The organism is Serratia sp. BNK-12, assembly GCF_047456085.1.
GTDB classification, from domain to species: Bacteria; Pseudomonadota; Gammaproteobacteria; order Enterobacterales; family Enterobacteriaceae; genus Serratia; species Serratia liquefaciens.
Genome location: NZ_CP179896.1, coordinates 3,553,739 through 3,567,347 on the forward strand (window position 1 = coordinate 3,553,739; position 13,609 = coordinate 3,567,347).

General features: G+C 56.7%; 14 protein-coding genes. 3 read left to right on the forward strand and 11 right to left on the reverse strand.

All coding sequences use genetic code 11. The features are described from left to right. Window positions 1-24: 24 nt before the first annotated feature. Window positions 25-693, reverse strand: a complete 669-nt coding sequence (gene folE, locus ACMGG1_RS16490; protein ID WP_041414357.1) for a GTP cyclohydrolase I FolE — start codon at window positions 691-693, stop codon at window positions 25-27. Between the two features lie 247 nt (window positions 694-940). Continuing rightward, on the reverse strand, window positions 941-2,098 hold the full coding sequence (locus ACMGG1_RS16495; RefSeq protein ID WP_020825988.1) for a YbfB/YjiJ family MFS transporter: 1,158 nt from the start codon (window positions 2,096-2,098) through the stop codon (window positions 941-943). A gap of 107 nt (window positions 2,099-2,205) precedes the next feature. Here ACMGG1_RS16495 and ptrR point away from each other — a divergent pair, with 107 nt between their 5' ends. From ptrR to fghA, 3 genes are read left to right on the forward strand one after another with little or no spacing between them, the layout of a single operon-like run. Beyond that, the gene (gene ptrR / locus ACMGG1_RS16500) at window positions 2,206-3,123 is read left to right on the forward strand and encodes a putrescine utilization regulator PtrR (protein WP_046374078.1); all 918 of its coding nucleotides are present in this window, start codon (window positions 2,206-2,208) and stop codon (window positions 3,121-3,123) included. Window positions 3,124-3,151: 28 nt separating this feature from the next. Continuing rightward, window positions 3,152-4,279 carry an S-(hydroxymethyl)glutathione dehydrogenase/class III alcohol dehydrogenase gene (locus ACMGG1_RS16505; RefSeq protein WP_020825986.1) on the forward strand — a complete coding sequence of 376 codons (1,128 nt, stop codon included), beginning with the start codon at window positions 3,152-3,154 and terminating at the stop codon, window positions 4,277-4,279. Window positions 4,280-4,293: 14 nt separating this feature from the next. Beyond that, a complete protein-coding gene (fghA, locus tag ACMGG1_RS16510) occupies window positions 4,294-5,136 on the forward strand; it encodes an S-formylglutathione hydrolase (RefSeq protein WP_020825985.1) in 843 nt (280 codons plus the stop codon). Window positions 5,137-5,197: 61 nt separating this feature from the next. On the opposite strand, the gene ACMGG1_RS16515 is transcribed toward fghA, so the two are convergent. From ACMGG1_RS16515 to ACMGG1_RS16555, 9 genes are all read right to left on the reverse strand, one after another. Then, a complete protein-coding gene (locus ACMGG1_RS16515; protein WP_414160862.1) occupies window positions 5,198-5,389 on the reverse strand; it encodes a hypothetical protein in 192 nt (63 codons plus the stop codon). Between the two features lie 26 nt (window positions 5,390-5,415). Continuing rightward, a complete protein-coding gene (locus ACMGG1_RS16520) occupies window positions 5,416-5,808 on the reverse strand; it encodes a hypothetical protein (protein ID WP_128864030.1) in 393 nt (130 codons plus the stop codon). A gap of 240 nt (window positions 5,809-6,048) precedes the next feature. After that, window positions 6,049-6,276, reverse strand: a complete 228-nt coding sequence (locus tag ACMGG1_RS16525; RefSeq protein ID WP_259216692.1) for a hypothetical protein — start codon at window positions 6,274-6,276, stop codon at window positions 6,049-6,051. A gap of 27 nt (window positions 6,277-6,303) precedes the next feature. Next, complete coding sequence (gsiD, locus tag ACMGG1_RS16530; RefSeq protein WP_020825982.1) at window positions 6,304-7,212, reverse strand: glutathione ABC transporter permease GsiD; 909 nt, start codon at window positions 7,210-7,212, stop codon at window positions 6,304-6,306. Window positions 7,213-7,221: 9 nt separating this feature from the next. Continuing rightward, window positions 7,222-8,142, reverse strand: a complete 921-nt coding sequence (gene gsiC, locus ACMGG1_RS16535) for a glutathione ABC transporter permease GsiC (RefSeq protein ID WP_046374081.1) — start codon at window positions 8,140-8,142, stop codon at window positions 7,222-7,224. 50 nt (window positions 8,143-8,192) lie between these two features. Further along, window positions 8,193-9,731 carry a glutathione ABC transporter substrate-binding protein GsiB gene (gsiB, locus tag ACMGG1_RS16540; protein ID WP_020825980.1) on the reverse strand — a complete coding sequence of 513 codons (1,539 nt, stop codon included), beginning with the start codon at window positions 9,729-9,731 and terminating at the stop codon, window positions 8,193-8,195. A 23-nt stretch (window positions 9,732-9,754) separates the two neighbouring features. Continuing rightward, window positions 9,755-11,632 carry a dipeptide ABC transporter ATP-binding protein gene (locus ACMGG1_RS16545; RefSeq protein WP_414160863.1) on the reverse strand — a complete coding sequence of 626 codons (1,878 nt, stop codon included), beginning with the start codon at window positions 11,630-11,632 and terminating at the stop codon, window positions 9,755-9,757. Window positions 11,633-11,651: 19 nt separating this feature from the next. Beyond that, window positions 11,652-12,608: an isoaspartyl peptidase/L-asparaginase family protein gene (locus tag ACMGG1_RS16550; RefSeq protein ID WP_020825978.1), complete on the reverse strand. Its 957-nt coding sequence runs from the start codon at window positions 12,606-12,608 to the stop codon at window positions 11,652-11,654. A gap of 409 nt (window positions 12,609-13,017) precedes the next feature. After that, a complete protein-coding gene (locus ACMGG1_RS16555) occupies window positions 13,018-13,554 on the reverse strand; it encodes a DUF924 family protein (protein WP_128864029.1) in 537 nt (178 codons plus the stop codon). Window positions 13,555-13,609: the final 55 nt, after the last annotated feature.

Sequence of the window (13,609 nt, forward strand, 5' to 3'; positions counted from 1 at the left end):
GCCTGTTACCATTCTAGCGACCCATCACGACTGGTGATGGCGCACCGCGCGCAGGAATTCCTGACGGGTGTTCTGGCTGGACTTGAACAGCCCACCCAGAGAGGTCGTGGTGGTGGCGCTGGTCGCGTCACGGATACCGCGCGCCTTAACACAATAATGGACCGCATCAATTGATACCGCCACATTATTGGTGCCCAGCAAGGTTTGCAATGCCACCAGGATCTGCTGAGTTAAGCGCTCCTGCACCTGTGGGCGCTGGGAGAAGAACTGCACGATACGGTTGATTTTCGACAGCCCAATCACCGCATCCTTGGGAATGTAGGCAACGGTCGCCTTGCCATCGATGGTGACAAAATGGTGTTCGCAGGTGCTGGTCAGCGTGATATCACGCACCGTCACCATTTCATCCACTTTCATCTTGTTTTCAATGACGGTGATTTTTGGGAAGTTGGCGTAGTCCAGGCCGGAGAAAATCTCATCGACATACATTTTGGCGATGCGGTGCGGGGTTTCCGCCAGGCTGTCGTCGGACAGATCGAGATTAAGCAGCTGCATGATTTCGGTCATGTGCTCTTTAATACGACGTTTACGCGTTTCGCGATCCAGCACTTCGCCGCGCAACGGAGTTTCCAGACCGCGCTCTTCGAGCGCCGCGTGAACCAATGCAGCTTCTTTACTTAATGATGATGTCATTTCTTCTCTCCAACGGACTTGAACTCACCCATCCGGCTGTTTTACCGAGCAGAGGGATGAATTGCATACTCTCCTGACGACAGACGTTTCCGCAGTTGATAACGTGAACCCAGTCAAGATTTTGCCCCCACTCTAGATGAGAGCGAGGGGATTATCCAGTGATTGTGTTTCATCCGCAGGTGAAATATTCGCATTTAGCACAATCAGGCCGGCTGCGGCTATTCCACGTTTTTTGTACGGAATTTAATCACTGCGCCATCGGTTTTCGCGCCAGCTCGCGAGCCGACGTATTGACCACCAGCAGACCGGCCACAATCAGCGCCGCCACGGCCACGTACAATGCCGGTTCCAGCCGGTGGGTCAATGCGGTTGACAACGCCGACAGCGTCGGGCCGACCAACTGACCAATCGCATAGCCGGTGGTCAGCAGTCCCGCCATATAACGGGCATGGTTGGGGGCCAGCTCACGGCCATGCTGGATCGACAGCTGCACCACGCTGAGGAAGCCGCCACCGGTCAGCAACGCGCCCAGTGCCAAGCCGGCAACTCCCGGTACGATTTCCGCGCTTAACACCCCCAATGCCTGTACCCACAGGGTGATCGCCAGCCGGGTTTGAGTAGTCAGCCGGTGACGGGTCAGAATACCGATGACAATCCCCAGCACCGCCGCCCCACCAAAGATCGGCCAGACAAATTGCGCGAACAGGCTGCCGGGAAAGCGCGCCGCGGCCATTTGCGACAAAAAAGTGGCCGGCAGAATATAACCAAAGCCTGCGAGACTGTAGCTCCACACCAGACGTTTCAGCGCCGGGGTCAACAACAATGGCTCAGGCGCCACGTCAGGACGATGCAATTCGCCGGTCTTCGGCAGATTAATGCTGATCGCGCCAATCAATACCAGCGCCAGTACGCCGTAGACCAGCCAGGCCTGTGACGCGGTCAACGCCAGGCTGTGGATCCCCACCGCCAGCATGCCGCTGATAAAAATCCCGGCTCCCGGGCCGGCAAATACCGCCGCGCTGAGCGCCGGTCGGCCGTAGTGCGCCAACCGTTCGTTGGTCCAGGCCGCTACCAGTACCATCGACCAACCGCTGGCCCACCCGATGAAGAAACGCACCGCTCCGTGCCACCACTCCCCCTGCACCCAGGCGGAAAGCAGCGTCAAGATCACCGCCCCCCACACGCCCAACCACAGCCGACGTTCAACGTGTCGGCTGGCACGCATGGCATCGTAAGCGCCGCACAGGTAGCCCAGGTAGTTGATGGCCGCCACCAACCCGGCGCCGGTCAGAGTAAACTGATGCTCAGCAATCATCAGCGGCACCTGCGGGGTAAAGGCGAAGCGGCCGATCCCCATGGCTACGATCAACGCGATAAAACCGCTCAGGGCAATTCTTAAGGCCATGTAGAGTTATCCATACTGTTAAAAGAAAGTTGCCAGTATCATGCAGCAGTATTACACTCACAAAAACTGAATAATACTCATCAAGTTCATCACGAAAAGAGAAGATAATGGATCTGACCCAGCTCCGCATGTTTTGCAGCGTCGCCGAAACCGGCTCCGTCGCCCGTGCCGCAGAGCAATTGCACCGCGTCCCCTCGAACCTGACCACACGCCTGCGTCAGCTCGAACAGGAACTGGGCACCGATCTGTTTATCCGTGAAAAACAGCGACTGCGCCTTTCGCCGATGGGCCATAACTTTCTCTGTTATGCCAACCGTATCCTGGCACTGAGCGAAGAAGCCATGAGCATTACCCATGCCGGTGAGCCGGCGGGTAACTTCGCCATCGGCTCGATGGAAAGCACCGCCGCCACCCGGTTGCCCACCCTGTTGGCGGCGTATCATCAGCGTTTTTCGCAGGTGTCGCTGTCGCTGACCACCGGCACCTCCGGCGAGATCACCGAGCGAGTCCGCGCAGGTACGCTGGCGGCCGCGCTGGTCGACGGGCCGGTACAGTATGACGAACTCAATGGCTGTATTGCCTTCCCCGAACATATGGTGGTGATCTCCTGTCTCGACCACCTGCCGATCCATAACGCCAAAGATGCCAAGGGCGAAACCCTATTTGCCTTCCGCGCAAGCTGTTCTTACCGTCTGCGGTTGGAGTCCTGGTTCAAGCGCGAAGGTGCACTGCCAGGCCAGATTATGGAAATCCAGTCCTACCACGCCATGCTGGCCTGCGTCGCCAGCGGCGCCGGGCTGGCGATGATCCCGCATTCGGTACTAAGCCTGCTGCCCGGCCATGAACGGGTGAAAGTACACACCCTGCCGGACGACATTGCCCAAACTGCCACCTGGCTACTGTGGCGACGCGACGCCTTTGGCCCGAACGTTCGCGCCCTGAAAGAACTGATTATTGAACAGGCAGAAACCGTTGCGGTTGAAAATACTGCCCATGACTTACCCGATGCTATCGACATAGCCTGATTTAAAAAATAGACCACTGGAGACTATGATGGAAATGATCAAAACCCGTGCCGCCGTTGCCTGGGGACCGAACCAGCCGCTGAAGATCGAAGAAGTCGATCTGATGCCACCGCAAAAAGGCGAAGTGCTGGTGCGGATCGTCGCCACCGGTGTCTGCCACACCGACGCCTACACCCTGTCCGGTGCCGATCCCGAAGGCGTGTTCCCGGCAATCCTCGGCCATGAAGGCGGCGGCGTGGTGGAAGCCATCGGCGAAGGCGTGACCAGCGTGGCGGTAGGCGATCACGTGATCCCGCTGTACACCCCGGAATGCGGCGAGTGCAAATTCTGTAAATCCGGCAAAACCAACCTGTGCCAGGCGATCCGCGCCACCCAAGGCAAGGGCCTGATGCCGGACGGCACTACCCGCTTCTTTAAGGACGGCAAGCCTATTTTCCACTACATGGGCACTTCAACCTTCTCCGAATACACCGTGGTACCGGAAATCTCACTGGCCAAAATCAGTAAAGAAGCACCGCTGGAAGAAGTCTGCCTGCTCGGCTGCGGCGTCACCACCGGCATGGGTGCGGTTATTAACACCGCCAAAGTGCAAAAAGGCGATACCGTTGCCATCTTCGGCCTTGGCGGCATCGGTCTGTCGGCCATTATCGGCGCACAGATGGCCGGTGCAGGTCGCATCATCGGCATCGACATCAACACCAGCAAGTTCGATCTGGCGCGCAAGCTGGGCGCTACCGATCTGATCAACCCGAAAGACTACGATAAGCCGATCCAGGACGTGATCGTTGAACTGACCGACGGCGGCGTAGATTTCTCCTTCGAGTGTATCGGCAACGTCAACGTAATGCGTTCAGCGCTGGAATGCTGTCATAAAGGCTGGGGCGAATCCGTAATCATCGGCGTCGCCGGTGCAGGTCAGGAAATCTCCACCCGTCCGTTCCAACTGGTGACCGGTCGCGTCTGGCGCGGCTCTGCCTTTGGTGGGGTGAAAGGCCGTTCGCAATTGCCAGGTATCGTTGAGCGTTATATGAACGGCGAATTCGCGCTGAATGACTTTATTACCCACACCATGGGCCTGGAGCAGATTAACGAGGCGTTCGATTTGATGCACGAAGGCAAATCCATTCGTTCCGTTATTCACTTCGACAAAAAATAAGCCAGGAGGCAGAGATGACCTTGTCATTAGAACTTCTCGAAGAGCACCGCATGTTTGGCGGCTGGCAACAGCGTTACCGCCATGCGGCGCAGAGCCTGAATTGCAACATGACTTTCAGCATCTATCTGCCGCCACCGCGCGATGATAACCCGCCGCCGGTGCTGTACTGGCTGTCGGGGCTGACCTGCAATGACGAAAACTTCACGCTGAAGGCCGGTGCGCAGCGTATCGCCGCCGAGCTGGGACTGGTATTGGTGATGGCCGACACCAGCCCGCGCGGCGACGATGTGCCGAATGATGAAGGCTACGATTTGGGCCAGGGCGCAGGCTTCTATCTGAATGCCACCCAAGCGCCGTGGGACAAGCACTTTCGCATGTACGACTACATCAGCGATGAGCTACCGGCGTTGATCAACCAGCATTTCAGCGTCAGCGAGCGCCAGTCGATTTTCGGCCATTCGATGGGCGGCCACGGCGCACTGATGATGGCGTTCCGCAATCCCCAGCGCTTCCGGTCGGTATCGGCGTTTGCGCCGATCGTTAACCCTTGTCAGGTGCCCTGGGGACGTAAAGCCTTTGCCGCCTATTTGGGCGACGACGAAAGCCAGTGGCTGCAGTATGACAGTTGCCACCTGCTGGCCAACGGCGCGGAAAAAATGCCGGTATTGGTGGATCAAGGTGACGACGATCAGTTCCTGGCAGATCAACTGCAGCCGGCAAAACTGGCCGAGCTGGCACGCCAGCGTGACTGGCCGCTGATCCTGCGCATTCAGCCGGGCTACGATCACAGCTACTTTACCATCGCCAGCTTTATCGAAGACCATCTGCGCTTCCACGCCGAACATCTGTTCCGCTGATCATAAAACCGTAACAGTGCTTGCGATAATCGCTATCGCAAGCACTTATTACGGCGACTGCTTATTCCCGGCCATTAAACCAATAATAAAAATTCTCAACTGAAGTCATTACCGCCTTCACGCCAAAAAAGGCGAAAACCGCCACGGCAATATCCACATAGCTATTATTCGGTTTCATAATGGCCAGTGATGAGTGATTAATCAAAGGGTAAAATATTGATGTCCATAGTGCGATAATAATGCAAGCTTTCATCTTATATTCCATTGATGAAATATGAATTACCAGCGACATTGGCCATTCACACTATTACGGCTATTATTACCTCCCAGCGCATCCTGTCGTCCCCCTCTGCTAGGCCCCTCATCCGCACATGATATTCCCGCTTGTATTCCCCCAAACACAGCACCAGCAATCATAGCTGCCGGATGACCAGCTCTAAGAATAGCACCGATAACCACGCCTTCAATCACACCGGCAATGAGACTGGCACCCACTTTATTCGCACAGGTATTCGGTGCTCCACCATAGTGACCACGGCCATCCCCACGGCCTTCATAACCGGAGTCAGCGTTTCCGCCAGAAATTAAATCAAGATCCTGTGATGTTAACTCACGAATAGCCATATTATTCACTCCATGAATTAAAGTTATTAAATCCTCACAAACAAACATACTGGGCAACCATAGTGATAATATAATTGCGAAAGTAAAATACAAACTTTATTTAGTGAAAACGTGACGAGAGCAATAGGTTAATCATGTATTCTTCGGTTATTAACCGACAACACTAAAAGACTCAATTTAATTAGAACACTAAAAGACTCAATTTAATTAGAACACTAAAAGCTTAGCGTATTAATCTTGAGATAAATTTATCTTATCCGGTACGTTAGCCTTCTCTCACGCTAAAGATCATGAAACATTCTCGATGCCGTTATACCAACGGTAGAAGGCTTGCATCAGGTTACAGGCCTTCCAGATACCAAAAAATGCCAGCAAACCAACAACCACATCGACATAGCTAATATTGGGGTAGGCTACCAGAAGCGACGAATTGCACACCAGATAGGATCCTCCCCAATAGGTGATGATGGTAATCAGCATGCTTGTTTTAATTCCCTTTTTACTGATATGACTCATAGCCAGCTCCTTTGGACTAAAAAACGGTTATCCCTTCAACTTCGGATCCAACGCATCGCGCAAGCCATCCCCCAACAGGTTAAACGCCAGCACGGTGATAAATATCGCCAGGCTGGGGAAAATCGCCACGTGCGGCGCAATCACCATATCCGCCCGCGCCTCGTTGAGCATTGCGCCCCATTCCGGCGTTGGCGGCTGGGCACCCAGCCCGAGGAACGACAGGCTGGCGGCGGTGATGATTGAAGTACCGATGCGCAGGGTAAAATACACCACAATCGACGAAATTGTCCCCGGCAAAATATGCCGCATGATGATGGTCCAGTCTGACGCGCCAATGCTGCGTGCCGACTCGATGTAGGTCAGATGTTTCAACACCAGGGTGTTGCCCCGCACCAACCGGGCAAATGCCGGAATGCTGAAAATGGCCACGGCAATAATCACGTTGGCCATGCCGCTGCCCATAATCGCCACCACGCCGATCGCCAGCAGAATGCCAGGAAAGGCGAACAGCACATCGCAGATACGCATGGTAATGCGATCCCACCAGCCTTCGTAATAGCCCGCCAGCAGACCCAGCAGCGTACCGATCAGCCCGCCCACCAGCACCGAGAACACTCCGGCGGCCAGCGAAATACGGGTCCCCATCAGAATGCGACTGAAAATGTCCCGCCCCAACGAGTCCACCCCCAGCCAATGCATCAGCGAAGGCCCTTCGTTCAGGCGGTCGTAATCAAAATAATTTTCCGCGTCAAAGGGAACCAGATAGGGTGCCAGCAGCGCAGCAACCACCAACAGTAACACCAATAGCGCAGCGACCAGCGCCACGCGTTGCTGACGGAACCGCCGCCAGAATTCATGCCACGGCGTTCGTACCGCGTTAGGATCGATTGTCGGCATCGCCTTCAGTGCGGCGTCGCGTCGCCAATGCTTAATCATGCAGCGCCCTCATTTGTATCGTATTGCCGGGTTAATTGCCGCATACAGCAGGTCCACCAACAAGTTAATCAGAATAAACTCCAGCGAGAACAGCAAGACTTCGGCCTGGATCACCGGGTAATCACGCATCTCCACCGAATCGACCAGCAGCCTGCCCAACCCCGGCCAGTTGAAGACCTTCTCCACGACGATCGAGCCGCCGAGCAGGAAGCCAAACTGCAATCCCATCATGGTGACGACCGGGATCATCGCGTTGCGCAGCCCGTGTTTCACTACCACCATGGTTTCCCGTACCCCTTTGGCGCGCGCGGTACGCATGTAGTCTTCCTGCAGCACCTCAACAAACGAAGCGCGGGTAAAACGCGCCATCACCGCCGCTACCGCAGCCCCAAGGGTGATGGAAGGCAAAATATAGTGCCGCCAACTGTCGGCGCCCACCGTCGGCAACCAACCGAGATTGACGGAAAACACCTGCATCAGCAGCATACCCAGCGCAAAGGCGGGGAACGAAATCCCGGAGACCGCCAGGGTCATGCCGAGACGATCGGGCCAGCGGTTACGCCACACGGCAGACACCATGCCGATGCCCATACCGAAAATCACCGCCCACAGCATGCTGCTCAGCGTCAGCCACAGGGTCGGTAAAAAGCGCGAGCCGATCTCTTCGCTCACCGGGCGCTTGGAAACCATCGAGGTTCCGAAATCCCCCCGCAGCGCATTGACAAAAAAGTGCACGAACTGTTGCGGCAGCGGCTTGTCCAGCCCCAGATCCTTACGCACCAGCTGTACTACCGCTTCGTCGGCTTCCGGCCCTGCCGCCAGCCGCGCCGGATCGCCGGGCAGCATATGGACGAACAAAAACACCAACACCGCGACAATCAGCAGCGTCGGGATCAGGCCCAGCAGTCGTTTAAGAAAATAATTAAGCATCTTGGGTGCGTCCCTTCACCCCGCCCTCCAGGAGAGCGGGGATCGGTGCCTTATTTAAGATCGGCATTATCAAAGTTGAACGAGGTATCCGGCATCACGTAAAAGCCGCTCAGCTGTTTATTGTTAGCCGACAGCAAGCGCTCGGTGGCCAGGAAAATCCATGGCGCATCTGCCCAGATGCGATCCTGCGCGTCCTTGTACAGTTTCTGCTTCTCGGCGCGGTCAGTGGTCGCCAGCGCGCCGGTCAGATCCTGATCTACCTGCGGATTACTGTAGAACGCCGTGTTGAACTGCTTCGGCGGCGCAGCCTGGGTTGAGAACAGCGGTGACAAGGCCCAGTCCGCTTCACCGGTTGATGCTGACCAGCCGGTATAGAACATACGCACGCCGGTGTCTTTCACCCCAACGCTTTCCACCTGGGCCGCGCGCTGACCGGCATCCATCGCCGTCACCGTCACTTTCACGCCAACCTGCGCCAACTGCTGCTGGGCAAACTGCAGCACTTTCTGCGCGGTGCTGTGGTTATGAGACGACCACAGGGTGGTGGTGAAACCGTTAGGATAACCGGCCTCTTTAAGCAGTTCGCGCGCCTTGGCCGGATCATAAGGCCAAGGCTGGTAACGGGTGGCAAAATCGATCGCCGGCGGCACCGGGCCTTCCGCCGGAACGGCGTAGCCGGAGAACGCGACCTTGATCAGCGCGTCTTTATTGATGGCGTAGTTCAACGCCTGACGCACTTTCAGGTTATCGAATGGCTTTTGAGTCACGTTCAGGCTGATATAACGCTGCAGGATCGACGGCGCGGCCACCAAATCGAGCTTGGCATTGCCTTCCAGCACCTTGGCCTGCTCATACGGGATCGGGAAGGCAAAGGTCGCTTCACCGGTCTGCAGCATGGCAGCGCGGGTATTGTTATCCACGACCGGGCGCCAGGTGATGCTGTCGAGCTTCGGCAGCCCCTGTTTCCAATAACCGTCAAACTTTTTCACCTTGACGAAATCGGTCTGGTTCCAGGTCACGAACTGATAAGGGCCGGTCCCCACCGGGTGGAAACCAATCTCTTTGCCGTACTGCTTCAACGCGGCCGGCGAAATGATCACCGCCGCCGGGTGCGCCAGGTTGTTGATAAAGGCCGAGAATGGCGCTTTCAGCACGATCTTCACCGTATTGGCGTCCACCACTTCGGTTTTGTCGATCATTTTGAACAGGTTGTAGCGCTTGAGGTGATTGTCCGGGTTGCTGGCGCGATCCAGGTTCACCTTCACCGCTTCGGCGTTAAACTCGGTGCCGTCATGGAATTTCACCCCCGGATGCAGCTTGAGGGTGTAAGTCAGGCCGTCTTTGCTCACCTCATAGCTGTCCGCCAGCACGTTCACCAGTTTCATGTCTTTATCGAAACCGAACAGGCCCTGATAGAAGGATTTGGCCACCGCCTGCGACAGCGTATCGTTGGCGTCATACGGATCAAGCGTGGTGAAATTGGACGCGACGGCGATCACCGCATCTTTCGCAGCCCAGGCTGGGCCGGCGACCGCGGCCGCCAGCAGCACGGCGCCCGCTAATGCCTTACGTTTGAATGAGTGCTTCATGGTGCTTGTCTCTCCTGAGGTCACTAAAAGGCACCGGCGATCGGATGGCGGGCGACAAAATGCCCCGGTCCAACCTGCACTAGCGGTGCGGTAACGGGTTCATCGCCCAGCGCGCGGATCGGGCTGGGGATTTCATCGACCAGCAGCGGCTGGCGTTTATAAGCATGGTTAGGATCGGCCACCGGCACCGCCGCCATCAGCTTGCGGGTGTAAGCGTGCTGCGGGTTCTCAAACACCGCCCGACGCGGGCCAATCTCGACAATCTGCCCGAGATACATCACCGCTACGCGGTGGCTGATGCGCTCTACTACCGCCATATCGTGCGAGATAAACAAAAAGGCGATGCCGAACTCACGCTGCAGATCGAGCAGCAGATTGACGATTTGCGCCTGAATCGACACGTCGAGCGCCGACACCGATTCGTCAGCGATCACTACCTTGGGATTAAGCGCCAACGCGCGCGCAATGCAGATTCGCTGCCGCTGGCCACCGGAAAACTCATGCGGATAACGACGCGCATGCTCTGGTTTAAGCCCGACGCGTTCCAGCAGCCAGGCCACGCGCTCTTGTGCCGCCTTGCCACGTGCCACGTTATGTACCAGCAGCGGTTCCATGATCGAGAACCCGACGGTCAGACGCGGATCGAGCGAGGCGTAAGGATCCTGGAAGATAAACTGGATGTCCCGCCGCAGGTGCTGCAGCGCCGGGCCTTTCAACTGATTGATCTGACGACCGTCAAAGGTAATGGTGCCGCGCTGGCTGTCCACCAGCTTCAACAACGAGCGGCCAGTCGTGGATTTGCCGCAGCCGGACTCTCCCACCAGCCCCAGCGTTTCGCCGGGGTAGAGATCAAAACTGACGTTTTCCACCGCATGCACTCGCCGGATGACGCGATTTAAAATACCGCTGCGTAGGTCAAAGCGCGTCACCAGATTTTCTACCCGCAGGATCGGCGTCGCCCCCGGCGGTACGGTATCCTGCGGCCCGCCATTGTCTGCGCCGTTTGGCAACGGGAATTTCGCCGGGAAGTCCAACTCCGCCATTGATCCCAGCCTGGGTACCGCCGCCAGCAGCGCTTGGGTGTAGGGCTGTTGCGGCGCGGCAAACAGTTCGCGCACCGGCCCCTGCTCCACCTGTTCCCCTTGACGCATGACCAGTACCCGATCGGCTATCTCCGCCACTACGCCCATATCGTGGGTAATAAAAATCACCCCCATCTGCATTTCCTGCTGCAGTACGCGGATAAGCTGCAGGATTTGCGCCTGAATGGTGACGTCCAGCGCTGTGGTAGGTTCATCGGCAATCAATAAGGCCGGCTTGCAAGACAGCGCCATGGCGATCATCACCCGCTGGCGCATACCGCCGGAGAGCTGATGTGGGTAACGGTTAAGTACGTCTTTGGCTTCGGGAATGCGCACCAAATCGAGCATCTGCAAGGCGGCTTGTCTGGCGGCGCGGTGATCCATCGCCTGATGCAGGCGCAGAGATTCGGCGATCTGTTCCCCTACCGGGAATACCGGGTTCAGCGAGGTCATCGGTTCCTGAAAGATCATCGCCATATCGGCACCGCGCACCGTGCGTAATGTCCCCTGACGTGCGTGGGCCAGATCGAGCACCTCGCCGTTACGCCGACGAAAGGGCATCGTCCCGCTGACGATGTTGCCACCGCCCTGTTCGACCAGGCGCATCAATGCCAGAGAGGTGACAGATTTACCCGAACCGGATTCACCGACGATCGCCAGCGTCTCGCCGCGATCGAGATCGAATGACAGGTTGCGCACCGCTTCTACGGTATCGCCCTGTTGTTGAAATTGGACGCTCAGATCGCGCACCGACAGCACGCGCTGCGGCGGCAATAATAGCCCGGCGTCGGCCGCAAGCGGCATTAAGGCATCGGTCATGCACCCTCCTGGCGATCGGTTAGCGGTAAATCCCTACGGACGGCGCATCGCCGACATAACCGAAACCGCGGTACATGCCTTCACTGTTGAAAGGCAGCGCCACGTTGCCGTGACTGTCGATGGCAATCATGCCGCCGCTGCCACCCATCGCCAGCAGTTTTTCCATCACCACCCGGTCAGTGGCCTGCTGCAGACTGAGCCCGGCGTACTCCATCAACGCGGAAACGTCATAAGCCGACACGCCGCGCATGAAGGTTTCCCCGGTACCGGTGCTGGAGACCGCCACCGTGGCATTGTTGGCGTAACAACCGGCACCGATGATCGGCGTATCCCCCACCCGGCCGGCCTGTTTGTTGGTCATGCCGCCCGTCGACGTTGCGGCCGCCAGGTTGCCCAGGGCATCCAGCGCCACCGCGCCAACGGTACCGAATTTACGATCGGGGTCGATCGGCTCACCGCTTTGCGCTGCGCCATCGTGATCGAGCAACACACGCCCAAGCTCTGCCTGAGCACGGTGCAGTTGGTCAAAACGTGGTTGGGTAAAGAAGAAATCGGGTGCGACCATTTCAAGATCGTGGGCGGCGGCAAATTTCTCCGCACCCTCCCCAGCGAACAGCACGTGCTGGCTGTTTTCCAATACCGCGCGCGCAGCCAGCACCGGATTGCGTATCCGGCTGACGCAGGCCACGGCACCGGCATCGCAGGTGCTCCCATCCATCACACAGGCATCCAACTCGTGGGTGCCCTGATGGGTGAATACCGAGCCTTTACCAGCATTAAACAATGGGCACTCTTCCAGCAGCCTTACCGCCTCGGTGACCGCATCCAGGGCGCTGCCACCCTGGGCCAGGATCTGCTGGCCGGCGGCGACGATGTCGGACAACGCCTGAATATACTCCTGTTCCTTTTCAGCACTCAGCGCCGCACGGGTAATTGCGCCCGCGCCGCCATGAATGGCAATCACTGGTTTGCTCATTTGCCTGTCACCCTGTGTTAATCCTGCCAATCCCGCCCCTTATTGAAGGGGAAATAGATTCACCTCGGCGGCAGCCCACAACGCGGCGGCCGGCAAGGCGACGGGTATAATTATTATTCGGCCTTTTCCCGACTATATTTAGCCGCGCTATCGAAGTAAAGCATAAAGTCTTCGCCCAGCTTTTAGCGTAGCCCGCTTAGATTATTTCGCACATTGAAATAGCTTAATGGAATAAAAACAGAGAGTTATAAATTGGAAAAACCGTTCTGAATAACGATTGGGATTTTTGGTAGAAACCCGTGAGGGGCACACAGTAATTACCGGCAAAAATAATCGATATCTCTAAATATCCGGCCGTTGTGCGTTCAACCTGCTGTTTTTTAGCCGGCTGAACGCAGATGATCAATATTTAGAATCCTGACCCCGGTAACAGCAGAAATGCTTCCTCCTCCGGGGTAGAGACTCGGCCTAATATCGCATTACGGTGTGGGTAACGGCCAAAGCGGTCAATAATGGCTTTGTGCCGCACTTCAAACTCCAACTGATTGGCATTGCCCAGCTCGGTATACAACGCCAAAGCCTGTTGATGAATCAACGCCGACTCTGAATGCATAAAGGGCAAATAGAGAAAGCCCCGTTGCTCTGGCGTAAGTCGTTCACATTGCCCACTACGGACCGCTTCCTGTGCCAGCACCAACGCCATGCAGTCGCTGGCAAATGAACGCGGCGTGCCGCGGAACAGGTTGCGACTGAACTGATCGAGCACGATCACCTCCGCCAACCGCCCCTCAATGCTGTCTCGCCAGTGCGCCAGCTCGCCGGCGGCGGCGGCCTGCCAGATCTGACCAAAGCGCGTATGCAACAGGCGATCGAAATCATCGTCCTTTTTGAACCACATTGCCGGTTCGATCTCGTCAAACCAAAAGTCTAATACCTGTCTGTGCATCACTGCCTCCCGTTGTTTACTTCAGCATAGCATCCTTCATAATACCCCCACTTTG

Bases quoted from the DNA above. Each gene is read 5' to 3' on its own strand.
- folE (WP_041414357.1), bottom strand. From the start codon at position 693: ATGACATCATCATTAAGTAAAGAAGCTGCATTGGTTCACGCGGCGCTC.
- ACMGG1_RS16495 (WP_020825988.1), bottom strand. From the start codon at position 2,098: ATGGCCTTAAGAATTGCCCTGAGCGGTTTTATCGCGTTGATCGTAGCC.
- ptrR (WP_046374078.1), top strand. From the start codon at position 2,206: ATGGATCTGACCCAGCTCCGCATGTTTTGCAGCGTCGCCGAAACCGGC.
- ACMGG1_RS16505 (WP_020825986.1), top strand. From the start codon at position 3,152: ATGGAAATGATCAAAACCCGTGCCGCCGTTGCCTGGGGACCGAACCAG.
- fghA (WP_020825985.1), top strand. From the start codon at position 4,294: ATGACCTTGTCATTAGAACTTCTCGAAGAGCACCGCATGTTTGGCGGC.
- ACMGG1_RS16515 (WP_414160862.1), bottom strand. From the start codon at position 5,389: ATGAAAGCTTGCATTATTATCGCACTATGGACATCAATATTTTACCCT.
- ACMGG1_RS16520 (WP_128864030.1), bottom strand. From the start codon at position 5,808: ATGTTTGTTTGTGAGGATTTAATAACTTTAATTCATGGAGTGAATAAT.
- ACMGG1_RS16525 (WP_259216692.1), bottom strand. From the start codon at position 6,276: ATGAGTCATATCAGTAAAAAGGGAATTAAAACAAGCATGCTGATTACC.
- gsiD (WP_020825982.1), bottom strand. From the start codon at position 7,212: ATGATTAAGCATTGGCGACGCGACGCCGCACTGAAGGCGATGCCGACA.
- gsiC (WP_046374081.1), bottom strand. From the start codon at position 8,142: ATGCTTAATTATTTTCTTAAACGACTGCTGGGCCTGATCCCGACGCTG.
- gsiB (WP_020825980.1), bottom strand. From the start codon at position 9,731: ATGAAGCACTCATTCAAACGTAAGGCATTAGCGGGCGCCGTGCTGCTG.
- ACMGG1_RS16545 (WP_414160863.1), bottom strand. From the start codon at position 11,632: ATGACCGATGCCTTAATGCCGCTTGCGGCCGACGCCGGGCTATTATTG.
- ACMGG1_RS16550 (WP_020825978.1), bottom strand. From the start codon at position 12,608: ATGAGCAAACCAGTGATTGCCATTCATGGCGGCGCGGGCGCAATTACC.
- ACMGG1_RS16555 (WP_128864029.1), bottom strand. From the start codon at position 13,554: ATGCACAGACAGGTATTAGACTTTTGGTTTGACGAGATCGAACCGGCA.